26 protein-coding genes are annotated in these 22,491 nt (G+C 65.8%); 7 read left to right on the top strand and 19 right to left on the bottom strand.

Translation table 11 applies throughout. The features are described 5' to 3' along the window. Positions 1-4: 4 nt before the first annotated feature. Entirely contained in the window at positions 5-796 is a 792-nt protein-coding gene (locus AC3IT0_RS12290; protein ID WP_489320079.1) for a lipoate--protein ligase family protein, read from the bottom strand. Here AC3IT0_RS12290 and AC3IT0_RS12295 point away from each other — a divergent pair. From AC3IT0_RS12295 to AC3IT0_RS12305, 3 genes are all read left to right on the top strand, one after another. After that, positions 789-1,178: a DUF2177 family protein gene (locus tag AC3IT0_RS12295; RefSeq protein WP_489320080.1), complete on the top strand. Its 390-nt coding sequence runs from the start codon at positions 789-791 to the stop codon at positions 1,176-1,178. The two genes, AC3IT0_RS12290 and AC3IT0_RS12295, sit on opposite strands and share 8 nt — an antisense overlap. 93 nt (positions 1,179-1,271) lie before the next feature. Then, a complete protein-coding gene (locus AC3IT0_RS12300) occupies positions 1,272-1,976 on the top strand; it encodes an endonuclease/exonuclease/phosphatase family protein (RefSeq protein ID WP_489323784.1) in 705 nt (234 codons plus the stop codon). Between the two features lie 22 nt (positions 1,977-1,998). After that, on the top strand, positions 1,999-3,690 hold the full coding sequence (locus AC3IT0_RS12305; protein ID WP_489320081.1) for a SulP family inorganic anion transporter: 1,692 nt from the start codon (positions 1,999-2,001) through the stop codon (positions 3,688-3,690). A gap of 48 nt (positions 3,691-3,738) precedes the next feature. On the opposite strand, the gene AC3IT0_RS12310 is transcribed toward AC3IT0_RS12305, so the two are convergent. From AC3IT0_RS12310 to AC3IT0_RS12340, 7 genes are all read right to left on the bottom strand, one after another. Then, positions 3,739-4,542, bottom strand: coding sequence for a thioesterase family protein (locus AC3IT0_RS12310; protein ID WP_489320082.1), 804 nt, complete (start codon positions 4,540-4,542; stop codon positions 3,739-3,741). Positions 4,543-4,572: 30 nt separating this feature from the next. Then, positions 4,573-5,085: a DedA family protein gene (locus AC3IT0_RS12315; protein ID WP_489320083.1), complete on the bottom strand. Its 513-nt coding sequence runs from the start codon at positions 5,083-5,085 to the stop codon at positions 4,573-4,575. Positions 5,086-5,088: 3 nt separating this feature from the next. Continuing rightward, entirely contained in the window at positions 5,089-5,757 is a 669-nt protein-coding gene (locus AC3IT0_RS12320; RefSeq protein ID WP_489320084.1) for a biliverdin-producing heme oxygenase, read from the bottom strand. 62 nt (positions 5,758-5,819) lie between these two features. Further along, complete coding sequence (locus tag AC3IT0_RS12325) at positions 5,820-6,344, bottom strand: NUDIX domain-containing protein (protein WP_489320085.1); 525 nt, start codon at positions 6,342-6,344, stop codon at positions 5,820-5,822. A gap of 53 nt (positions 6,345-6,397) precedes the next feature. After that, positions 6,398-6,598, bottom strand: a complete 201-nt coding sequence (locus tag AC3IT0_RS12330) for a DUF1918 domain-containing protein (protein WP_489320086.1) — start codon at positions 6,596-6,598, stop codon at positions 6,398-6,400. Between the two features lie 105 nt (positions 6,599-6,703). After that, positions 6,704-7,213, bottom strand: coding sequence for a DNA alkylation repair protein (locus AC3IT0_RS12335; RefSeq protein ID WP_489320087.1), 510 nt, complete (start codon positions 7,211-7,213; stop codon positions 6,704-6,706). A 6-nt stretch (positions 7,214-7,219) separates the two neighbouring features. Then, positions 7,220-7,582, bottom strand: a complete 363-nt coding sequence (locus AC3IT0_RS12340; RefSeq protein WP_489320088.1) for a TraR/DksA family transcriptional regulator — start codon at positions 7,580-7,582, stop codon at positions 7,220-7,222. Positions 7,583-7,719: 137 nt separating this feature from the next. On the opposite strand from AC3IT0_RS12340, the gene AC3IT0_RS12345 reads away from it, so the two are divergent. Further along, positions 7,720-8,100 (top strand): cupin domain-containing protein, encoded by a 381-nt coding sequence (locus tag AC3IT0_RS12345; protein ID WP_489320089.1) that lies wholly within the window; start codon positions 7,720-7,722, stop codon positions 8,098-8,100. A 22-nt stretch (positions 8,101-8,122) separates the two neighbouring features. Here AC3IT0_RS12345 and AC3IT0_RS12350 read toward each other — a convergent pair whose 3' ends face one another. After that, positions 8,123-9,415, bottom strand: a complete 1,293-nt coding sequence (locus tag AC3IT0_RS12350) for an aggregation-promoting factor C-terminal-like domain-containing protein (protein ID WP_489320090.1) — start codon at positions 9,413-9,415, stop codon at positions 8,123-8,125. Between the two features lie 662 nt (positions 9,416-10,077). On the opposite strand from AC3IT0_RS12350, the gene AC3IT0_RS12355 reads away from it, so the two are divergent. Further along, positions 10,078-10,815: an alpha/beta fold hydrolase gene (locus AC3IT0_RS12355; protein ID WP_489320091.1), complete on the top strand. Its 738-nt coding sequence runs from the start codon at positions 10,078-10,080 to the stop codon at positions 10,813-10,815. 142 nt (positions 10,816-10,957) lie between these two features. Here the strand turns inward: AC3IT0_RS12355 and AC3IT0_RS12360 are convergent, their stop codons facing one another. The 6 genes from AC3IT0_RS12360 to AC3IT0_RS12385 form a co-directional block, all read right to left on the bottom strand. Then, positions 10,958-11,473: a putative immunity protein gene (locus tag AC3IT0_RS12360; RefSeq protein ID WP_489320092.1), complete on the bottom strand. Its 516-nt coding sequence runs from the start codon at positions 11,471-11,473 to the stop codon at positions 10,958-10,960. Between the two features lie 225 nt (positions 11,474-11,698). Further along, positions 11,699-12,934, bottom strand: coding sequence for an RNA polymerase sigma factor (locus AC3IT0_RS12365; RefSeq protein ID WP_489320093.1), 1,236 nt, complete (start codon positions 12,932-12,934; stop codon positions 11,699-11,701). Beyond that, the gene (locus tag AC3IT0_RS12370; RefSeq protein ID WP_489320094.1) at positions 12,931-13,254 is read right to left on the bottom strand and encodes a YciI family protein; all 324 of its coding nucleotides are present in this window, start codon (positions 13,252-13,254) and stop codon (positions 12,931-12,933) included. Before AC3IT0_RS12370 ends, AC3IT0_RS12365 begins: the two co-directional genes overlap by 4 nt. A 162-nt stretch (positions 13,255-13,416) precedes the next feature. Continuing rightward, positions 13,417-13,776 carry an MmcQ/YjbR family DNA-binding protein gene (locus AC3IT0_RS12375; RefSeq protein WP_489320095.1) on the bottom strand — a complete coding sequence of 120 codons (360 nt, stop codon included), beginning with the start codon at positions 13,774-13,776 and terminating at the stop codon, positions 13,417-13,419. Between the two features lie 87 nt (positions 13,777-13,863). Continuing rightward, a complete protein-coding gene (locus tag AC3IT0_RS12380; RefSeq protein ID WP_489320096.1) occupies positions 13,864-14,229 on the bottom strand; it encodes a nuclear transport factor 2 family protein in 366 nt (121 codons plus the stop codon). Positions 14,230-14,536: 307 nt separating this feature from the next. After that, on the bottom strand, positions 14,537-15,148 hold the full coding sequence (locus AC3IT0_RS12385) for a dihydrofolate reductase family protein (protein WP_489320097.1): 612 nt from the start codon (positions 15,146-15,148) through the stop codon (positions 14,537-14,539). Positions 15,149-15,681: 533 nt separating this feature from the next. Here AC3IT0_RS12385 and AC3IT0_RS12390 point away from each other — a divergent pair. Next, entirely contained in the window at positions 15,682-16,098 is a 417-nt protein-coding gene (locus AC3IT0_RS12390; RefSeq protein WP_489323785.1) for a recombinase family protein, read from the top strand. A 57-nt stretch (positions 16,099-16,155) separates the two neighbouring features. Here the strand turns inward: AC3IT0_RS12390 and AC3IT0_RS12395 are convergent, their stop codons facing one another. Continuing rightward, on the bottom strand, positions 16,156-17,217 hold the full coding sequence (locus AC3IT0_RS12395) for an NAD(P)/FAD-dependent oxidoreductase (RefSeq protein WP_489320098.1): 1,062 nt from the start codon (positions 17,215-17,217) through the stop codon (positions 16,156-16,158). A 123-nt stretch (positions 17,218-17,340) separates the two neighbouring features. On the opposite strand from AC3IT0_RS12395, the gene AC3IT0_RS12400 reads away from it, so the two are divergent. Then, a complete protein-coding gene (locus AC3IT0_RS12400) occupies positions 17,341-17,925 on the top strand; it encodes a helix-turn-helix domain-containing protein (protein ID WP_489320099.1) in 585 nt (194 codons plus the stop codon). Positions 17,926-17,997: 72 nt separating this feature from the next. On the opposite strand, the gene AC3IT0_RS12405 is transcribed toward AC3IT0_RS12400, so the two are convergent. The 3 genes from AC3IT0_RS12405 to ribA all read right to left on the bottom strand — a co-directional run bounded on the left by AC3IT0_RS12405 (position 17,998) and on the right by ribA (position 22,477). Further along, positions 17,998-19,461 (bottom strand): protein adenylyltransferase SelO, encoded by a 1,464-nt coding sequence (locus AC3IT0_RS12405; RefSeq protein ID WP_489320100.1) that lies wholly within the window; start codon positions 19,459-19,461, stop codon positions 17,998-18,000. A 117-nt stretch (positions 19,462-19,578) separates the two neighbouring features. After that, positions 19,579-20,550: a dienelactone hydrolase family protein gene (locus AC3IT0_RS12410; RefSeq protein WP_489320101.1), complete on the bottom strand. Its 972-nt coding sequence runs from the start codon at positions 20,548-20,550 to the stop codon at positions 19,579-19,581. Between the two features lie 73 nt (positions 20,551-20,623). Then, positions 20,624-22,477, bottom strand: coding sequence for a GTP cyclohydrolase II RibA (ribA, locus tag AC3IT0_RS12415; protein ID WP_489320102.1), 1,854 nt, complete (start codon positions 22,475-22,477; stop codon positions 20,624-20,626). Positions 22,478-22,491: the final 14 nt, after the last annotated feature.

Raw genomic sequence — 22,491 nt, forward strand, 5'->3', positions numbered from 1 at the left:
TCGGCTACGCCTCCCCAGTGTCCAAACCGGCATAGCTGCCGAAGTCGGCATGCTGGAGGGAGGCGTGGCCCGCGTACGCCGCAACAACGGCGTCCTCGACATCCTGGACCGTCAGCCCAGGCACCAGATCGTTGGCCGCGCCGGCGGTGGCCGGGTCCCAGTCCAGGCCCAGGGCTGCATAGCTGTCCGTCAGGACGCTGCGGATGGGGGCCGAATTCTCCACCACGATCACGGAACTGAACAGCCACCCGCCGCTCACCACGCGCTGCGCTGTGCCCACGAGTTTGATCCGGTGCGCCGGGTCGGCCGGGTGGGTACCGTGAACGCTGAACTCCCCCGGGCAGTACTCCCCAGGAATTTCGCCCACTGCTGCCTGCACACCGATGTTCCGTAGGGACTGCGCCAGCAGCTCTCCAAAGAAACTGAACCGGTCCTTGGAACCGGCAATGGCGTCCCCATGGGGCATCACATGGTCCACCACCAGCGTGCCCTCGTGATAGGCGGCGGCGCGGCCGCCGGCCTTCCGCACCAGAGGTGCGAATCCGTGCTCCCGGCAGGCCTGGGCGGCCGCGTCGAAGCCGGGCAGTCGGGTATCCCGCTGGCCGAAGGCAACAGTGGGTGCGGGCCGGTACAACCGCAGCGTGGGGCCGATCCTGCCGGTCTTCGCCTGGGTCAGCAGTTCGAGGCCGAATTCCAGGTCACGTGCGGCCCCGAGGGAACGATCCTGCCGCACCACGGTGAGCGTCCGGAGTCCCGCTTCGGCGTCCTGCATGTTGCTAAGCTCCCTTATGGTCATATTGCAATTCCTTGTCGTCGCGGCTGCATTCGCGGCCATCGACGCCGTCTGGCTCAAGCTGATGAACCCGTTCTACCGAGGCCACATCGGTGACCTGCTCGCAGACAAGCCACACTTAGGTTACGCCGTGGCTTTCTATGTCATGTACATAGCGGGGGTTGTCTTCTTTGCGCTGCGGCCGGCGCTCGACGGCGGCAGCTGGCTGACCGCCGTCGGCTATGGGTCCGCCCTGGGTGCCTTTGCCTACGCGACGTACGACCTCACGAATGCCGCCACGCTCAAGGCGTGGCCGCTGCAGCTCATTGTTGTGGACATCCTGTGGGGTGCCGCCCTGACGGGACTGTCCACCCTCGCCGGCTGGCTGGTGTTCCGCTCCACCTGACATCCAGCGGAGTAATACTGCACCGTCTCCCATCGGGTGGCTAAACTCAGGAACTGGGTCCACCCGCTACTCCTCAGAAGAGGTAATCCACTGATACGCGTCATTAGCTACAACCTCCGCAAGCACCAGGCCAGTGGGGAACTGGTTGATCTTGCCCAGAATTTCGGCGTCGATGCCCTGTGCCTCCAGGAGTGTGACACCTCGGACCTGCCGGACACGCTGGGTCCGCTGCAGCTCGCCGACTCCACCAAGGGCAACCGCCTGGGGCTGGCGATCTACTACCGGCCCGACCGCTTCACGGCCCACGGCACCAAGACCTTCGCGCTCAAGAAGTCCCTGCACGACATGGTCCTGGCGCCCGCCCATGAGCGCCTCATCGGCACACGCGTGCGGGACAACGAGACCGACCACGAACTGGTGATCGCCTCGTTCCACGCCGCTCCGCTGACCGCCACCAACTCCCTGCGGCGCAACCAGATCCACGCGGCCCACGCCGAACTCCTGGGTATGGGCACCGGGCTCATGACGCTGATGGTGGGTGACTTCAACTACCCCTTCTTCACGAAGAACCTCAACGAACACATGAAGAACACCGGCTACGAACTCTCCCTCAGCGACCGCAGGACCTACACACGCTACAAAGTGTTCAAGGGCCACTTCGACTTTGCCACGTCCCTGGGACTGAACATCGAGAACGTGGAAACACTGCCCCGCGGCGCCTCCGACCACCTGCCCATCCTGGTGACCGCCGAATACGGGCAGGACTCGACGCCGTCCCAGGAACCCCCGGCTTCCTGACTTCACCCATTTGGAGGCCCGCGTGCGGCACGACTGGATCAAGGCGCTACCGGGCGTTGGTGTTGCGCGTGGCTACAAACGGTCCTGGCTGAAGTCGGACCTGGTGGCCGGGGCAGCCTTGAGCGCAGCCCTCGTGCCGGCAGGGATGGCGTACGCCCAGGCCAGCGGGCTTCCTGCGGTGAACGGGCTGTACGCCTCCGTGGTGCCCATGATCTTCTATGCCGTGTTCGGGCCATCCCGGGTTGTCATTGTGGGACCGGATTCAGCGCTGGCACCCATGATCGCGGCCGCCATCCTTCCCTTGGCCGGGCGGGACCCGGAGCAGGCCGTGCCCATGGCAGGAGTCCTCGCGATCCTGATCGGCGTCTTCCTGATCGCCGGGCGGCTTTTCAAACTGGGGTTCGTCACCGGCCTGCTGTCCAAACCAATCCGGGTCGGTTACCTGAATGGCATTGCCCTGGCAGTCACCGTCAGCCAGCTTCCGCGGTTGCTGGGCATCAACGGCTCCGGGGAAACCCTCGTGGAGCGCCTTGGATCCCTGTCCGAGGCCGTCCTCAGCGGCGGGATCAACCTCGTTGCCCTGGCCATCGGGGCAGGAAGCCTGGCCGTGATTGTGGCCGGGCGTTTCCTGCCGGGGAAGGTGCCCAGCGTCATGTTTGCCGTGGCCGGAGCCATTGCCGTGGTGGCGGCGCTGGACCTCGCAGGGCAACTGCCGGTGGTTGGCGCCCTCCCGCAGGGACTGCCCTCGCCGGCGCTGGGAGGCGTTGGCTGGGACGAGGTCCTGGCGCTCGTGGGTCCCGCTGCCGGCATCGCGCTGATCGCCTTTGCCGACACCTCCACCCTGTCCAAGAGCCTCGCCGCGCGCCGCGGGGCGAGGGTTAACGGCAATGAGGAAATGGGAGCGCTGGGCATCGCCAACGTGGCCACCGGGGTGCTGGGCGGCTTTCCGGTGTGCGGAAGTTCCTCCCGCACACCGATTGTGCTCGACGCCGGGGCGAAGACGCAGCTCAGCGGTGTGGTGGCAGCCTTGCTCGTGGTCCTTTTTATGCTCCTCGTGCCGGGGGTCACGGCTTTCCTTCCGACGGCGACGCTCGCTGCCGTGGTGATCGTGGCGGCATCTTCGCTGGTGGACGTAAAGTCGTTGGTGCGGCTGGTCAGGATGAGCCGGATGGAGGCCATCCTCCTGCTGGTCACGTTCCTCGGCGTCGCCTTTGTAGGGGTCCTGCCGGGAATTGCCGTGGCCATTGGACTGTCCCTGGTGGCTTTTGTCCGGCGTGCCTGGGATCCCTATCGTACCGAACTCGCCAGCGTTGACGGTGTTCCCGGCTTCCACGATCTGGACCGGCACCCTGAGGGGAGACGTGTTGAGGGCCTGGTGATCGCACGTTTTGACGCACCACTGTTTTTTGCCAACGGCGAAGTGTTCGCGGACCACATCCGCAGCCTGGTGGACGGCGCCCCGTGGCCCGTGGAGCGCGTCATTGTGGCGGCAGAGCCCATCACCGACCTCGACACGACGGCACTGGAGGAGCTCGCACAGCTCGATGACGAATTGGCCAGGGATGGCATCAGCCTCGTCTTTGCCGAGCTGAAGGGCCCCGTCAAAGACCGGCTGGTCCGTTTTGGTGCCAGTGCCAGGTTCAGCGCAGACCATTTCTACCCGACCCTCCACAACGCGGTACGCGCCTACAGGGAGTCGACGGGCAGGGATTAGCCGCCAGCCGGAACGTCAGGACGGCCGCCCGTCCCGTCGCTCACGGCATCAGGTCCGGCGCAGCGTCAGGATCTGTTCGGCACGGCCGAAGGGCCCCTGGAGATCGTGCAGGACCGTGGACGTGAGGCCAATCCCGTCGCTGCCGAAGGAGACGGCGTTGTCCAGGCCCAGCCATTCGCCCTCGGGCCTGCGGTACATGTGGATCTGCAGGTCCAGGTTGGGGAAGGCATAGCTGTCTTTGCCCGGGGGAACCCTGGCCGCGATGCCGTTGGCCGTGTCAACGAGGCCCATCAGGCGGGCCAGGTCGCCGCTGTCGGCTGTATCCGTCAGGGGGTGCTGGGTGCGGATCCAGACGATGCCGGCACCGGGCCTGTGACCCTCGGCCGCCCGCATCTCCAACGACCGGATGTAGCCGCCTGGCCAGATAGCGGCGCCGTCGAACGGCTTGCAGTCATCCGGTGCCGGAATGCTGGTGTCCTCGACGGCGGCAACCATGGACGTGTCGCTGGTGATCATCCGCCACGCGGTGGCGCGGATGGCCACGCGGCCGTTGGCAACAAGTTCTGCCTGCAGGAGCTCGATGGTCCGGCCCGGGCGGAGTGTGGTGGTATCAATGTGGAACCCGCCACCCGGGATCAGGCCCAGGATCTCGTAGCTCAGCCGGGCCATGCGCATGTCGGCGCGGGGCTCGTGGCGCTCCAGGCTGTCCGCCATCAGGCCGGAAGCCGGCGCCATGTGCTGCTCGTGCTCGTTCCAGGCCCCCTGGGCGTGGATGGTGGAGCGGAAGTGGCCGCCGCCCAGCGCCTGGTAGTAGAAGTCGCCGTCGGCCAGTTCCGGGAGTGCAGCAGTCAACATTGACCCTTTCGCTTGTTCATGTGGGGCTCAGCCCACCCTATCCGCATTGCCTGCATCCGCCCGCTCGGCAGCGCTCCCCCGCGACCGGCGCCGCCGTCGTACCAGCAGCCACGCGATGAGCCCGGCCGCCGCGGCCGCCAGCACGGCAATCCCCCATGGCGATCCGGCAGCCAGCACCAACCACGCCTCCACGGCGGCGAGCCCGATGGTGGCATAGATCAGGGCCCAGAGGATGGAACCGGCGACGGCGGCGGGAAGGTAGCGCCGCAACGGCATCTTCGCAGCACCGGCGGCGAGGTTGACGGCTGTCTGCAGGCCGATGGTCAGGAACGAAAGCGTCACGGCGTACGGTCCCCACCGGCGGACCAGCTCTTTCGCCTGGACGGCACGCCGGCCGTTCCAGGACGACGCGAACCGGGTGTGATCCACGCCGGCCGCCGCTCCCCGGCCGATCCAGTACGTCGCATTCACACGCAACATAACAATGGCGAACAGGCTGGCCGCCGCCACGCCGAAGGGCAGATCCAGGAACTGGTCCATGGGTCAGGCCGCAGGCTGGGGACGGGCCCCGACGACGGACTGCAGGTCCGCGAAGATGTCGCCGTTGAGCCGGAAGGCGTGGGCGGCGTGGGCCAGCACCTCTTTGGTCCGGTCCGTGTCCAGCGCCAGGGCGTCCAGCCGGAGCCGGTAGCCGTCCTTGTACTGCTTCATCTTCCCGATGCCGGGAAAGAGGTAGAAGTTCAGGCCGTCGTCCGGGATTCCGTAGTGCCGCTGGACCAGGCGGTGGATGATCTGCCCGCCGGACAGGTCCCCCAGCAGCCGGACGTAGTGGTTGGCGAGCATGAACTCGGCACTGTGGTGGTCACGGATCAGGGTGGCGTAGGCCGTCGTGGCGGGGACGGTGACGATCCGGCCGTCCGCCAGCCGGTCCTGCCAGCCGGCTCCGTAGTGGAACGCCATGTCCGCCTCAAGGGCAGCCATGCGTTCCAGGGCGGGGTCCAGGAACCCTGCCAGCAGCGGATCGGAACCGTACGTGGACCGTGCCACCGACTCCATGGCGCCGTACACCGTGTACAGCTGGGCAGTGAGGGCAGCGACGGCGGTGGCGTCCAGCCCGCCCTCGAGCAGGTCGCCCATGAACGGGGACGATTCGGCCTCTTCGTGGGCCGCGCTGGTGGACTGTTTGAGCAACACGGAGAGCGGGGCGGTCATGTTCTTCCTCACGCGCAGCAGGGGGTCGGAACACCATTATGGCGCACCGCACTTAGGCTACCCTAATTTATCCGCTCCAGCATGCGCGCCCGCAGGTCCGGCCACGATCTTGCGAAACCGGGATGGAGCACTTTCCGGTCAACGTCATCCAACGGAACCCACTGGAGTTCGAGACTTTCCGGATCGCTGATCACAGGCTCAAAAGGCGCGGTCACCAGCACAACAACGGTGGTGTAGGACCAGTAGCCAAAGTCCAGCACAGCCGTGAAGAGGACGCTGACATCCGCGGCCGGCACCGCTGCTTCCTCGTGCGCCTCGCGGAGGGCCCCAATAACTGCGTCCTCGCCCTGGTGCAATGCTCCGCCGGGCAGTCCCCAAGTACCACCGTTGTGGCTCCACAGGGCGCGGTGCTGCAGGAGAACGCCCTTGCCGGGGTCATAGGCCAGGACGCCGGCGGCACCGAACCTGCCCCAGAACTTGCCGCGGGCGCCCTCCACCCAGGCGTCACCGGGGTCCCGCGGACCGGTCCGGACCGGCGGAAACGTGAGGTGCGCATCAGGGGACGTGGCGGCCAAGGAGTGATCCATTCCACCAGTCTGACAGGTGCCCGATGGCCCTGACGCGCACCGCCCGCGGCGCGTCAGCCGGGCTGTCCCCCGTGACCGCGTTCGACGGCGAAATCACCGCCGGGATACATGACGGTTTCGTGTCCGTCGTCGAACCGGACCAGGTAGGGCGGATGACCCTCCTGACCGCGGACTTCAACGATCACCCCGTGCCGGTCCGAAGATCCGACGGTCCTCCCCCGGACGATAATCCTGTCGCCCTGCGCTGCCTCCATGGCAATCACCTCCAAGCCCCAGAGTACGACTGACGGGGACCTGGGAACAGGGGTCAGCCGCGTCCCGGTCCTCGGTTCCCGGAAATGCGCTGCAGGTCAGTACCCTCACGACGCGATGAGCCGGGCAGCATGGCGCAGCGCGTCGTCGGGGTCCTGGTGCCAGCGGGTGATGACGACGTCGGCGCGCTGGCGGTCGCTTTCGCCCAGACCCTGCAGCAACGGAACCACAACGTCGGCAATCAGGGGGAACGCCAGCTCACCGGTCTGCGCGGTTCTGATGAAGCCCTCCAGCCGGGTCAGGTCAGAGTGGCGGAGGAGTGCCACCCGGGACTGGAGCAACACAACGGCGGCGAGCCGTCGCTCATAGATCGGCCGCCTGCCTGGACCGGGCCGGCCCCAGAGGAGAGATGCCAAAGAGGTCACCTCATCATGGCCAAGGTCCTTGAACTTCCTGCCGGCGTCGCGGACGGTGCCGCGTACGGCTCCCACCGACGAGCCATAGGACCCCAGTGCACCGCCCGCCCGGGACTCCACGTCGTCGGCCCGGTACCAGGTGCCCTCGTTCTGCAGGGTGGCGTCGATGAAGCTGGCAGCCTCCTGCACGCGCTCGTTCACGGCCCCCTACCGCCCGTGCCGGCCGGTCGCGGCGTGGAGGATGCAGAACGGCGTCGACGGGCGGGCCTCGAGCCGCCCGTCCGCGATGGCGTCTCCGCACACGGCGCACGTACCGTAGGTGCCCGCCGCGATCCGCGCCAGGGCCGCGTCCACCTGCTCAAGGCCCGCGCTGCTCTGCCTCAGGAGCGCCGAGGCCTGCGAGAGCTCGAACGCAATGGTGGAACCTTCGGGGTCGTGCTCGTCATCCACGTTGGAATCCTGGCGCGCAGCGTTGGCCGAGGAGATGTCCGCACGGAGCGCGGGGAGCAGCTCGAGTTTCCGGGTGCGCTCCTCTTCCAGCAGGACCCGGAACCGTTCAAAATCGGGCATGGGAAAAGCCTAGTGGTTTGGGTCTCGACAAGCGCCGCCGGCGGGAGGATGCTGGCAAGCGTAAGCGCCTCAGATGCGGTCTGGCAGCCAGGGACAGAAAGCTGCCGGACACAAAACCAACAGAGAGTCTGCGTGTCATGCCTACAAACATCGTCACCGAGCTGGCAGTCAAGTCCCACAACACACCGGATGAGAAGCGCCGGCCGGAGAAAACGGAAGTGGACGTCGTCAACCTGGGCGGCTACACGGTTGGCCGGTTGACGTTCAGTCCGGGCTGGCGCTGGTCGGACTGCATCAAGCCGGTGGTCCAGACCGAGTCCTGCCAGAACAACCATGTAGGTTACTGCGTTTCCGGTGCGCTCAACGTCGAGACCACCGATGGCAACCGGATCAACATCAGCGCCGGCGACTCCTATACCATTCCGCCAGGGCATGACGCCTGGGTGGACGGCGACGAAGCCTTCGTCGGCATTGAATTCTTCAGCGCCGCGGAATTCGCCAAGGCCCCGGGAACCTGACCCGACTGCCGTCCCCGGCAGGTCAGTACCAGTTGTTGGCCACGGAATGGTTCCACGCGCCGCACGGTGACCCGTAGCGGTCAGCGATATAAGACAGGCCCCAATTGACCTGGGTCCGGTAGCTCGTGAGCCAGTCGCTGCCCGCGCTGGCGTACTTGCTGGCCGGCAGCGACTGGGCGATCCCGTACGCGCCGGAGTACGGGTTGGTGGCGGTGGTCAGCCAGTTGGACTCCTTGGTCCACAGTGACGCCAGGCACGGGAACTGGTCCTGGCCCCAGTCGTAGGCGGCCAGCTGCCCGGCTGCGTAGTTCTTGGCGCCGGCGGGGTCGTTCACAGCGCCTCCCGGCACGGAAGGCACGACGACGACGGGCGGCGGGACCGGCGTCGGGCTCGGGACTGGAGGCGGGGCGGGTACTCCCGGTACAGCAGGTGGGGCCGGCGCCGGTTTCTGCGCGGCGGCGAGGGCAGCTGCCTTGGCTGCCGCCTCCGCCTGTTGGCGCGCCTGTTCCTGGGCCGCGGCCCGTTTGGCGGCCTGCGCCGTTTCGTACGCGGCCAAGGCCACCTGGCCCTGCCGGAACTCGCCCTCCACCGCAGCGGTGGTGCCCTTGAGGGAGGCCAACTGCGCGGTCAGTTCCTGGCTGTGCTCCTGCTGCTCCGCGATCTGCCGGGACATGGCCTGCTGGGCGGACCGGGCGGCGTCGAGCTTGGTCCTGGCTTCGCCGGACAGCCGCTCACGTTCGGCCCTGGCTGCCTGCTCCTGATCGGCCAGGGCGCGGGACGTGCGTTCGGCGGCTGCAGATTTGTTCACCAGGGCAGCGGTCTTGTCGCTGACGATCTGGACGACGTTCAGGCCCTGGATGCTGTTGGTTTGTACGGCGTCGAGAGCCACGAAGAAACCCATATTGGTGCCGCCGGTCTTGTATGACTGGGCCGCCAGGGCACCGATTTCCTTTTTGTACTGTCCCAGTTCGGCCGCGGCGCGTTCAGTCTGCGCGGTCAGTGCGTCCACTGTGGAAGTGGCGGCCTGAAGCGCCGCTTCGGCCAGGGCGTACTCCGCGGCGGACGTCACGGCCGCATTGCCCAGTGCCTCCGCTTCGGTCTGGAGCCCGCCCAGCAGCCCGTTGATCCTGGTGACCTCTGCCGCTTTGCCAGCCTCGCTTTGCTTGGCGTTCTGCACGTCCTGCCAGGAGGGATACCCGCCCGGGGGTGCGTCGTCGGCAGCATGTGAGGGAAGCAGCGCGGCCGACCCCACGAGGGCGACCGCCAGCAGGCCCGCGAGGGCGGGCAGCCGCATTTTTAGAACAATCCGGGACATAGTTGGTGAGCTTACCGGGCATATGCGGATTACGGGGCCGGCACCGTCGTCCAGAGCACTGAAAAGAACTGTTTTTGCCCGACTTGAATCAGCTTCCTGGACTTGTGATGGATACTTCGCCGCTGCCGACGCTCGGCTTGAGGCAGTCAGCAATCCGTTCGGCGTCGTCTTGTGTCGCTGTGTCGCGCAACTTGATACTCAGGTGCGTGGAAGGCAAATCAAGCGATTCGATCGATTGTTCGACGATCGGGTCTTCTAGGCAGTGCTCGATTGCGGCACCGCCCCGTGGTCCGAGCACCGAAACATGCCAACGATCCGACGTTCCTGGGGTGATGCGTGTTTCGCCTGATACCGTCGCACAGCCTCCCAGGGCAAGGGGTAAGAGGAGCAAACTCATCCACCGGCTCGTCCGGTGCTTCATTCGTGGACCCTTCCTCAAAATCCCAGCCTGACCTGAGCATACGCTCAACCCGTAGTTCCCAAGGTTCCGCATGGCGGCTTGATTGGTTCGGCCCGTCGGTGCTGAGGCGACCGAAAAAACCTCTTGTTATCCCCCGTGCCGTGAGCATAGTGGACTCAGGTGGGGTGCCCTACCGCTCAAGGATCACTCGGAATGCCGGATCAACAGAGTCCCGGTTCACTACGTCGAGCATGGCGGCGGCGTGCCGCTTGTTGCGCTCCACGGTGCCGGTGTCGATCACCGCGAGATCGAGGCGGCAATAGAGGCGGTCGTCCCCAGCATGGGCTACCGGCTGATTTACCCGGATCTGCCGGGGATGGGCCGATCGACAGCCGATGGCCTAACGTGCAACGACGATGTCGTCAAGCTGCTCAGTGACTTCATTGGTCACCTGGGCGCGGGACCGGTGATGCTGGTCGGGCATTCCTACGGCGCCTATCTGGCTCGCGGCCTGGCGGCGGCACGACCGGACTTAGTGCTCGGCCTGGCGTTGGTCTGCCCGGTCGCTGAGCGGTCACGAAACGTGCCCGCCCAGGACGTGGTTCGCCAGGACGTCGACGCGTACGACGAACTTGCACCGGAGCAGCGGGCGGGGTTCGATGAGTACTTGGTCGTGCGGACGCTGGCCACTGCGCGGCGCTATCGCGACCACGTGGTGCCCGGCGCGTCGCTGGTCGCCGAAGCTGCGCTTGAGCGCATCTTCGCCGGGTGGACGGTTGACGTCGGATCAGGAAACTTCTCGGCGCCGACGTTGATCGTGGCAGGACGACGTGACTCGATCGTCGGGTACTCCGACGCGACCGAACTGATCGGGCGTTACCCGCACGCCACTTTGGCAATTATCGAGAGTGCTGGCCACGCGCTCATGCACGAGCGGCCCGAACTACTCGCCGCGCTCGTCGGCGACTGGCTGGACCGGACACGCACAGACGACAAGTGACCGTCTCGCCCCGACTCAACCGGTGACACTGCGTAGAGGAACGTTGAGAGGCGCAGATCGGGTAAAAACGCGCCGGGCCTTGATCCGCTGGCCGTTGTGTCACACGGGAACCTTTACCGGGCAAAGTGAGCGGGCCGACGTTTCAGTCGTTGAATACCGACCAGCAGATGTCGTTGCGGCGGGCTTGGTCTTCGAGGACGCGGTCGTGAAGACTGCCGGGAATCTGTCGGCGCTGCCAGTCACGCTCGGCCTGGCCTGCCTCTTTTCCGTTCCCGCTGGGTGCCGCGGCCTGAACCGCCTTGATGGCGTAAGCAGCGGCACCAAGGTCGTGCTCAGGCACATGAGCAACGCAGGCTGCTTGACCGGCTGCGTACGCCGCAAAGCGCGCGGCGCCCCGCAGAGGGCGAGCGGCACCCATGGCGTGCCCGCCGATCGCACGGGTATCCATCATCTTCGCTTGGCCGCGAGCCCAAGTCCGTGCAGCTTCAATCGCGTCACGAGGTCGGGTGTCCCCGCTATTCGATTCCTCAAACAAGGGCAGCACATGTTCGGCGCAGGTGGCCGCCCACACTGCCAGAAGCCGGTGGTCAGTTTCGGTGAGCGTCCCACCACGGCGGATGCTCACGAGCCGAGGGTCACGAACAGCGGGAAGGATCATGCGGCTACCTTACGCCGTCAGCACCGTTGCGACGGCTACTTCGTGCGGTGTCTGGTGCTGCGTCCGTAAGCCGAACGGTCTACGGGACGGCTTGTGATGCCCGTAGACGGATCTTGGGCCTGGACCCGGGAGGCACGGACCTGCTGCCCTGCCATCTGCTCCTTGCGGGGTATTCCATCCTGACCGGGCACCGCTTTGTACGGGTTTCGACTGGATCCGTTTGCACTACCGCAGCTGGTCGCGGCGGCGTGTCAAGTTGGCGGCCTCGGCGGTGTTGCCCGCCAATTCGATGGCTTTGTCATACGCCGCGCGGGCATCCTGACTGCGGCCCAGCCTGCGCAGAAGGTCGGCGCGGGTTGCATGGCAGGCATGATAACCATTCAATCCCTTTTCAAGCCGGTCGACGGTCGCAAGTGCCACTTCCGGGCCGTCTAGCTCGGCGACCGCGATGGCCCTGTTGAGGTCGATGATCGGCGACGGGTCGACGTTGACGAGCTGGTCGTAGAGCGCGAGGACCTGTGACCAGTCGGTGTCGCGGATGTCGCGGGCAGAGGTGTGCACGGCGCCGATCGCTGCCAGGATCTGGTAGCGACCCGGAGCCTCCCCGGCAGCGGCGGCGGCCAGGCGCTCGCGCACCAGCCGATGACCCTCAGCAACCAGCGCCGCGTCCCAGGCCCCTCGGTCCTGCTCGTCGAGGGGAACCAGTTCGCCGTTTGCCGAGATCCGGGCGGTGCGGCGGGCCTCGGTAAGGAGCATCAACGCCAGCAACCCGGCCACCTCACCATCCTCCGGCGTGAGGGCACGGACCAGGCGAGTGAGCCGGATCGCCTCGGCCGTCAGGTCGGCACGTACCGGGCCGGTGTCGGGGCCGGTCGCCAGGTAGCCCTCGTTGAAGACCAGGAAGAGCACGGCGAGGACACCGGAGACGCGGCCAGGGAGATCTGCCGCGGACGGCACCCTGTAAGGGATGCGAGCCGCCTTGATCTTGGCTTTCGCACGGGTGATCCGCTGTCCCATGGTGCTCTCGGGCACAAGGAAGGCGCGGGCGATCTCGGGCACGGTCAGACCGCCGATCATGCGCAGTGTCAGCGCCACCCGGGCCTCCATCGCCAACGCCGGATGACAGCAGGTGAAGATCAACCGGAGCCGGTCGTCGTCGATGGCACCGATCGACTCGGGTGGAGCGTTGTCGTACACCATCTGAGCCTCCTTGTGCTTGCCGTCGCGTTTGTTCTCGCGCCGCATTCCATCGATGGCCTTGCGGTTGGCTGTGGTGGTGAGCCAGGCGCCGGGATTGGGCGGTACGCCGTCGGCCGGCCACCGCTCGACGGCGGTCGCGAACGCCTCGGCCGCCGCCTCCTCCGCGAGGTCGAGGTTGCCGAAGCGTCTGGTCAGGCTGGCGACCACCCGAGCCCACTCGTCATGGTGTGCCCGGGTGATTGCGTCCTCGACGTCGCTCACTGGAATGGTCGCACCTCGATCTTCCGATCGCAGATCTTCGAAGCCTCGGCAGCGAGGGCGAGTGCCACATCCAGATCGGGCGCCTCCCACACCCAAATACCGGCGAGGTACTCCTTCGACTCCACGAACGGTCCGTCGCTGAACACCGGTTGCTCGCCCCGGTTGTCGATGACCGTGGCCGCGTCAGTGTTCGCGAGTCCGCCCGCGAACACCCAGTAGCCATCGGCGATCAGTCGTTCGTTGAACACGCTGATCGCCGGCCGCTTGTCCGTGCTGCCGGGATTGCTCTTGTCATCGATCACGGAAACTAGGTACTGCATCTGAAGATCCTCTCCTACGGTTTTCAAGAAATTGTGTCACGCCTGGTTTTCAAGACATTGTGTAACGCCGCTCAGGTACTTCAGCCTGCTGCATATTGCGGCCGGCCGGTAGAGCGTCAGCGCACCAGCCAGTGGTGCCGTTCATTGGGCGCTCGTGAGTTGTCAGTGCGGGCCAGCGGGATGCAAGAGGTCGTAGGCGCGGGAGACCTTCGCTGGGACGACCTTGCGCCAGGCATCGACGACGAGCTCGCGGGCCTCGGTCGGATCCAGGGCCGCAAGATCGGCGTGGACCCAGTTGAAGCGCAGGTCTGACTCCGAGGGCATCTGGAACTTGCGTGGATCCCCCGCGACTAGCGCTGCCCGCTCCTCCTTCGGGAAGGCGAACCCCATAACGCTCTCGTCGAGCGAGAACGCGACGTAGACCATCTGACCGACGCGGTACTTCAACCGCCCGCGCACGTAGGCATGGTAGGAGCGCTCCAACTCTGCGCCCAGCGCTCGAACGTCGTCGATGTCCGCCATGTCTAGAGTCCGTAGGGCGTGTTCGACACGGAGCGATCCGCGATCGGCAAGCAGACCGTTGTGCGGTCAAGCTTCAGCCGCACCTCCTTAGGCCTTCACGTAGCCGCGCGCCTCGACGAACCTGCCGTCGCGGATGCGGATGAGGTTCACGCCGCGGACCCAGTCGTTCTCGCCACTTCCCCAGCGCAGGATCCACGGTGCCACGGCGAGATCACCGAGGATTTCCGCGGGCTCGGTCGAGAAGTTGAGGTCCGCGTTGCCCGCGAGCTCGGACCAGCGCGCTAGACAGGCTCGACCGCCCTCGTGACGGGCTCCGTCGGGAGCCGGGCTCGTGTCCTCGATGACGCATTCGTCTGAGATCAGATCCTCCAGGAGCGTTGGATCATGCAAACGGAATACCTTTATGTATCGGTCTATGACCTCATGGATGGTGCGGGGTGTTGTTTCGGTCATGGCGACGCCTCCTCATGTGTAGATGAACTGATCGGTTTTCGGCTGGCGCAGTCGCCTGCGGTGATGGCGCTGCGAGCACATCGCCCAAGCTCGCGGGCGCGCGCGATGAGGTCCGGCAGTGCGGCAACGTGGCCGTTGCTATCGTCGGCATTCACGCGTTAAAGCTTGCGATGATCATGTCGCTCTCTCAGGCTGTCCGCAGGCCGGTCATTCCGGAAGCGGAAGGACATCGGGGGTCTTGGCGCCACTCACTCTTACTACGAACAGTCCCACCTCGATCGGACAACATACGGCAGAAATATGTCGATCAGAAGGTTGCGTAGTTGGGGCCGCCAGCGGGCCGATAGGTCTGAATCATCACTCCCTTTGAATCGGAACGCGAGTCAACCAGGTTCATCGCGATATCTCGACCTGAGTCTGCGAAAAGTCGGGCACCCTGCCCGAGGACCACGGGGATGGTGATGAGTTCCATTTCGTCGACGAGGTCCTTGTCCAGTAGCCACTGAATGAGACGACTGCTTCCGTGTACTTGCAATTCGCCGTCCCCGCTGGCTTTCAGTTCCGTGACGGCGGCGAAGAGGTCGTCTCCGAGGACTGCCGTGTTTGCCCATTCCGGCTCCGTCAGCGTTCTGGATGCCACGTACTTCGGCTTCGAATTCAGGGCCACGCCGATCGGGTGCCGTTTCAGGTCCTCGATTGTGCCCCAGAATTCGAGAAGAATGTCGTATGTTCGGCGGCCGAAAAGGAACGCGTCGGCGCGCTGGAATGTCGCGGCAATGTGATCGCGGGTCGTGTCGTCAGCCGCTCCCCTCGCCCATCCACCTCGTTCGAATCCACCCTTGCGGTCGTCATCAGTTGGGCCGCCATTACCCTGGGTCACTCCGTCAAGAGTGAGCTGCGTGATCGTCGTAAGTTTCATTTCTTTTGTTCTCCATGACTTCGGCACCCACACATTGGGCACTTTTCACCTATTCAACGAACGACTCCGATCGGATCCGACACCAGCCGAAAAAGAATTCATTCGGACAAGAAGTCTCACGGTGAACAGGCCCGAGTCTCGAGCCGCTTCTTTCTCATGAAAGGCCGCTTTTCACTAGCGCGACAAAATCAAGTGCTAGGCCTGTGCGTTGCAGCCCACTTTGCACCCGTGTAGCTGCCCGCCAGCGGGTCCCCCAGCGGCGCAAGCTCCACTCAAAATTTCCGGATCGCGATCGTCGTGTTTCCGGGGTTGATAGATTCCTGTAAGGACCCGCCCGAGAAAATGCCCGGTGATGGGGGGACAAACGGTACCTTCTGAAGCACGACCGGACGCCTGATCGCATACACCCGCGTACCCACCAACGATCAAAAGGCTCACCGCCCAGAAAAACGCCCTGGCCGCCTGCCGGACCGGGACACACTCGCCGTGACCAACTCGATCGTCTGGCCAGATCGCTCCGCGATGCGAACGACATTGTTGATGAAGTCACCCGCCGCGAATTCAAGCTAAGCATCGGCGGCTCCGTCCGAGACGGGACCGATCCCGTAGACCGCCCTCTCTTCAATGTCCTGGCCGTGGTCGCCGAATTCGAAGCCGACCTGCTCCGGGCGCGGACCCGAGAGGGCATGCAGGTAGTGAAAGCTACCGCGCCATTAGTTGCTGCAATACACAGGCCTGACCTGCAACATCGTTACCGTCTCAGTACTGCTCCTGGTACGAGTTGGGGGGTGGCCACGCAGACGGTTCGGGTGGCGAGGGCTCCAGCCCGATGTCCTCGGAGATCCGTCCGCGCTCATTGCCGTCAGGTGCGAAAAGAGCGCGAACCACTGCTGGGCGTACGCCACTGCGGCCGTGGCCACGGGTGCGGTGTTGTCACCTCGGACGGGTGACGCCGAATCCGGCGGCCTCGATGACCCGCGTCCGGGTTGGCTGGTGATCCATCCTGATCAACTTTCTACTGCGGCCGCTGGGCTCATGCTGGCGGCTGTCTGCACATCATCAAGGCCATGGCGTCGGTGACCCAGCACGATCTCCGAAACGGCCGCTTCCGAGGCGGCCGAGAAAGGGCCGAAGTGCCCTTCAACGGCCCATCGGGTTTCCTCTTCGATGAGGTCGGCGTTGATCATTGCGCCGGCCATGACACCCTCGGCCGCTGCGGTGATCACTTGAGCCATTAGGTTGGAGACATTGCCCGCCGCATACACGCCGCGGACGGCCGTCGCACCCATAGCGTCGGTCTCGATAAACCGTCCGGCCTTCCACGGGTGCACCTGGGAACTTAGCCCGAGTGATTCCAGCAGGGCGGATCTGGCCTCCATCCGCGCTCCGACAGCCAAAGCCTGCAGATCGAACGAGCGGCCCTGGCGGAGCGTGAGCCCCGTGAGGACACCATCGACAGCATCAACGGAAGCCACGGCGCCGTCAACGACCGTTACGGACCGGGCAGCAAGCTTTTCCCACTCCTCGTCGGTGGGTTCCACGGTGTCGTTGAGGAAAAGGGTGATATCCCCTGACCACTGCCTGAACAGCAGAGCCTGGTGGACGGACAGCGGGCCTGTGCCCAGCACTCCAATCCGTTGTCCGCGGATTTCCCAGCCATGGCAATAGGGGCAGTGCACAACGCCCTTCCCCCATTGCTCCCGCAGCCCGTCGATGGGAGGCAGCTCGTCCGTCAGGCCGGTAGTGACCAGGAAGCGCCTGCCGGAGAACCGGCGGGCATCACCGAGCATCACCTCGAATCCATCGAGGATTCGCCGTGCCGAAACGGCTTCTCCGTCAATGACCGTTCCGCCGTAGGAGAGAACTTCGGTGCGTCCGATGGACAAGAGTTCCCAGGGGTTCATACCGTCCCTCGACAGATATCCGTGCACACCCGCCGCGGGTGCGTTGCGTGGAGTTCCGGAATCGATGACCAGCACCGAGCGCAGCGCCCGGCCCAGCGTTGTGGCCGCGCTGAGTCCCGCGGCACCGCCGCCAACAATCACAACGTCATACTTTGTCATGTCCATGCTGATTTGCCCTTCGCCTCTTCCTGAAAGTTCGCCACCAGCGTCCTCTGTGGCGGTGACACCAGCATCCACCGCATCCAAGATTGTTGGCAAACCATGTTGCCGTTATGGCAAACTGGAGCAATGGTAAATGAGCTCGATGACGTTCTCGGGACGGTTGGCCCCCGGCTCCGGGGACTCCGTACGGAACGGAACCTCACCCTCGGCGAGGTGTCCTCCGCATCCGGTGTATCGGTCAGCACTCTGTCCCGCCTGGAATCCGGCCAACGCAGGCCAAACCTGGAAATCCTCCTGCCTCTCGCGAGGTTGTATGGTGTTCCCCTCGATGATCTGGTGGGCGCACCGCCCACCGGGGATCCGAGAATCCATCTGCGGCCCATCACGCACGGCGGCATGACGGCTGTTCCACTTACGCGCCGCCCAGGCGGTTTGCAGGCCTTCAAGATGGTGCTCGCCGGTGGTGCCCGCGGGGCGGAGCCTGAGCCGCGCGTTCACGAAGGCTACGAGTGGCTGTACATCCTGAACGGACGGCTGCGTCTGGTACTGGGCGACAAGGACTTTGAACTTAGCCCCGGGGAAGCCGCGGAATTCGACACCCATACACCGCACTGGTTCGCCAGCGCCGACGGAAAACCCGTCGAGTTCATCAGCCTTTTTGGCCAGCAGGGCGAGCGGATGCACGTACGGGCGCGACCCAAGCCCTCATAGCCCAAGTCCGCGCAGTCAGCTGGCTCGGCGGCACCCAGCCGTGCGCCGCCGTCGTCCGTCCCTGGTGTTCGCTCAGGTCCCGCAGAAGGTCCGGTAGCTCCCGAAATCTTCAGGGGCGGGGCCGGCGTAGCGTTCCAGGCCGGGGCGCTGCGTGTACGGATCGGCCAGGGCGTCCATCAACCGGTTGAAGGGGACCAGGTCGCCTGCCATGGCGGCCGTAAGGGCCTCTTCAACCAGGTGGTTCCTGGGGATGTAGACGGGGTTGACCCGGTCCATCAGGTCCGCGTCCGGTTTCAGGTCCAGCCACCGTGCGGCCCAGGCGTCGAAGGCTTCGGGGTCTGCGAACATGGCCCGGGCGGTTTCCGGGGTGCCGCGGGCTGCCGAGCCGAGGCTCCGGAAGCAGGACGTGTAGTCCACCTGGCCTTCCTGGAGCAGGCCCAGGAGGCGGTCCACGAGCGGCGACGCGACGTCGTCGTGCGTGTCCGCGCGCAGCCCCAGCTTGGATTTCATGCCGGCTGACCAGGCTGCGCTGTACAGCGTGCGGAAGGCGCCTAGGGATTCCACGGCGAGCGCCACGGCCTGATCCTGGTCTTCGTGGAGCAGGGGCAGGAGCGCTTCGGCGAGCCGGGTGAGGTTCCATTCGGCGATCACCGGCTGGTTGGCGAAGGCGTAGCGTCCGCCCGCGTCGATGGAGCTGTAGACCGCGCCGGGGTTGAAGGCGTCCATAAACGCACACGGACCGTAGTCGATGGTCTCGCCGGAGATGGCCATGTTATCGGTGTTCATCACGCCGTGGACGAAGCCCACCAGCATCCATTGCGCCACCAGGGAGGCTTGGGCGGCGATGACGGCATCGAAGAACGCGAGGTAGGTCTTGTCAGCGCGCGCCGAGTCCGGATAATGGCGGCTGATGGCGTGGTCGGCCAGGCGGCGGAGAAGGTCTGTGTCGCCGTTGACGCGGGCGAACTGGAAGCTTCCGACGCGCAGGTGGCTGCTGGCCACCCGGGTGAGCACGGCCCCGGGCAGCATGGTTTCGCGGCGGACGGGCCGGCCCGTGGCCACCACGGCGAGGGACCTCGTGGTGGGGATGCCCGTGGCATACATGAATTCGCTGATGACGTACTCGCGCAGCATCGGACCGACGACGGCGAGACCGTCACCGGCGCGGGCGAACGGTGTCCGGCCGGAACCCTTGAGGTGGATGTCCCGAAGCTGCCCGTGGTTGTCCGTGACCTCACCCAGCAGGAGGGCCCTGCCGTCGCCGAGCAGGGGTGAGTAGCCGCCGAACTGGTGCCCGGCATAGGCCTGGGCCACGGGTGTGGCACCTTCGGGGACCCGGTTGCCGATCAGCAGCAGCGTCCCGTCGGGTGTCCGCAGCGAGGACGGGTCCAGGCCCAGCTCGCGGGCCAACGGCTCGTTCAGGACCAACAGCCGCGGGTCGGGTGCGTCCTCCGCCTGCCAAGGAACCGCCAACTCCTCGAGTTCGCGGGCGAAACGCCCGTCGAACGTGAGTGTCCATGGGATTGCGGTGCTCATGTTCCAAGCCTACCCGCGGCAGCGACTGAGTGCCCCGCCCTCCCAACTGAGTAGCGCCATCTATCGTTCTGGAGGCTCAATACGTCAGATAGCGCTACTCCGTTCAGCTGTGCTGTCTCAAACGTGCTGTCCGAACCAGGCAAGGGTGTCGTTCCAGGCAGCCGTGGCCTGGGTTTCGTTGTAGCGCTCGCCGGTGTCGTTGTGGAAGGCATGGTCCACGCCGGGGTAAACGGTGAGCTGATGCGTCACCGTGGTGGCGTCCAAGGCATCGCGGAGTCCCGGCATCGCGCCGGTGATCCGCTGGTCACGTTCTGCATAGACCCCGAACGCCGCCGCCTTGATGGCCGGCACCTTGTTCAGGTCCGGCGCCGGCCCATAGAACGCGGCGGTGGCCTTCAGCCCGGCCAGCTCGGTGGCCGCCTGCCACGTGATCCCGCCGCCGAAACAGTACCCGTTCATGGCAATCCGCTCAGGGTCCACGAAGTCCTGGCCCTGAAGGTAGTCAAAGGCCGCCGCGAAGTCAGCAACATGCCGTGGAGCGCCGGCGCTGGTCAGAGCACCCGACACGGCGTCGGAGTCAAGGCTGGCAGTGCCTCCCTCCCGGCTCAGCAGGTCAAGGGCCAACGCGGCATACCCGGCCTTGGCAAAGCGGCGGGCAACGTCCTGGATGTGTGGGGTCAGGCCGCGGTTCTCGTGGCAGACCAGCACCGCCGGGCCGGCTGCACGCGATTCGGGCCGGGCGAGGTAACCGCTGATTTCGGTGCCGCCGGCAGCGAACCGGACGGTCGCCGTCGTAAGCCCTGCGGCGCCCTCCGGGACGGAGAGCGGGCTCTTGGCCCCCGGAACAGCCCCGGCGGAAGCAGTGCCGGTTCCCGCCGTCGTCGCTGAAGGCGTGGGCATAGGGTCGGTGCTGCGTGGGACTTCCTCGGGTGTGCATCCGACAAGCAGCATCGCGCCCGATGCCGCCGCCATGCTCCCCATGATGAACGCGACGCGGCGGGTAAAGGTGCGGTGCGTCATTTCACCGGCACGGTAGTCGTCGAAGAATTCCTCGATCAGGTACCGTTCAAACTTTCCAAGCTGGACCATGGATGGCCTCCTCGAGTGAGGCTCATATCCTTCTCCGCTGCGGGCCGTCCTGCAAGGGGTCCATGCCCCCTGGTCAGAACTGTTCGGACGGGATGCTGAACCCAAGGTCCAGAAGTCCGCGGCCCGCCTGTTCCAGGATCGGGTCCATGGTCAGCGAGGCGTGGTTGAGCAGCACGTTGACATCGCGCTGGATCCGCTGCAGGGGGTGCGTCAAGCGGTGCACGCTGCCGCCGGAGCCCGTCAGGATGAGGCGGACAGCCTCGGCGGACGCCGCGCCGCTGAGACCAAGCGAAAGCCGGTACTGCGCCCGCTCCTCATCGGTGAAAGCGACAGGCCGGCGGTCGTAGGAGGCGGCCACCACCCTCACCGCTTCCTGCCAGTGCAGCCGCGCGGTGGCCACCTGCCCATAGGCCTGGGAGAACCGGGCCTGCGCGAGCGGCGAATCCGCCTGCCGCGCCTGCGTTGTCTGTTTGACCTTGCGCACCGTCATGAGATCCTGGAACACCTCCAAGGCGTGCTCGGCGGCCCCGAAAGCAGCGGCCGGGGCAACCATGTTCAGGAATGTGGCCATGGGGATGTGGATGTTCGGATCCGCGTGGATATGGCTGCCGGGGTTGTCCGCGGCTGCCAGGAGGTTCCACTCGAGGACGCGGTGCGCCGGGACAAAGAGGTTTTCCACACGGAGATCGTTGCTACCGGTCCCCCGCAGGCCGGCCGTGTGCCAGACGTCAAGGAGCTCAAGATCGGACACCGGGACCAGGCACTGCAGCCGAACGTCGCCGTGGTGCACGGCCAGGAGCGCCCACTCGGAGTGCATCACGCCGGAGGCGAAGCTCCAGCGGCCCGAGATGGCGAACCCGCCGGGAACCTTTTCTGCTTTACCGGGAGGGGCGCCGGTGGCGGCAGCCAACGGGGCCGGCCCGTTGGCGAAGACTTCATCCTGGGCTTCCTGCGGCCAGCGGGCCAGCATCCAGACATGCTCTACCAGGTGCCCGACGGTCCAGGCTGTGGAGACACATCCTTGGGCAAGGCGGCGGACCACTTCCACATAGGTTTCGAGGCCCATGCCGAAGCCGCCCACAGCTTTCGGCGCGAGCATCTGGAACACGCCCGCTGCCTTGAGTTCAGCCATGGTGGCCGCCGGGATGCGGCGGATCTCCTCGGTCTCCGCCGCGCGCTCCCGCAGCCGGGGAACGAGGGCATCCACCCTGGCCAGCAGCTCGTCGTGGGAAGGAATGATCTCGGCGGGCAGAATCTTGGCCGGCAGCTCGATGGTGTGTGCCGTGTGGCTGCGCTTCGCGGCCAGGTAGCGGTGATTGGCTTCAGAGAGGTGCACCCCGGTGGGGACCTGCTCCGAGACGTCGACGCCAAGGGCGGTCAGCTGCCCCACCTTGTCCGGGTTGTTGGTGAGGAGGCGGATCCGGCCGGCGCCGAGCGCGCCGAGCATCTGGGCGGCGGCACTGTAGTCCCGTTCATCCTCACCACGGCCCAGCGCCACATTGGCTTCGTAGGTGTCAAGGCCCGTGTCCTGCAGGGCGTACGCGTCCAGCTTTGAGTACAGGCCGATGCCGCGTCCCTCCTGGCGGAGGTAGAGCAGGAAACCCCCGACGGCGGCAATCTCCTCGACTGCCTCGCGCAGCTGGGGTCCGCAGTCGCAGCGCTCGCTGCCGAACACGTCGCCCGTGAGGCACTCGCTGTGGAGCCGTACCAGCGGCACCGCGCCTTCCGGCCCCTGGTCCAGGAGCCTCTGCTCCCACTCGCCGAGTGCCAGCAGCAGGTGCTCCTTGCCATCGGCCAGTCCATGGAACGTCATGATCTCGGCGGTGGCCGCATAGCCGTCAGGGAAGCGCAGCGGGACGGCGACCTGGCTGCGGACGGCGGCCGGCTGTTCGAATGGCCGCGCGACGGTCTCGGTCATAACGGTCATCTGAGCTCCTCAGG

The sequence above is a fragment of the Pseudarthrobacter sp. KH_020_B genome (genome assembly GCF_057840185.1).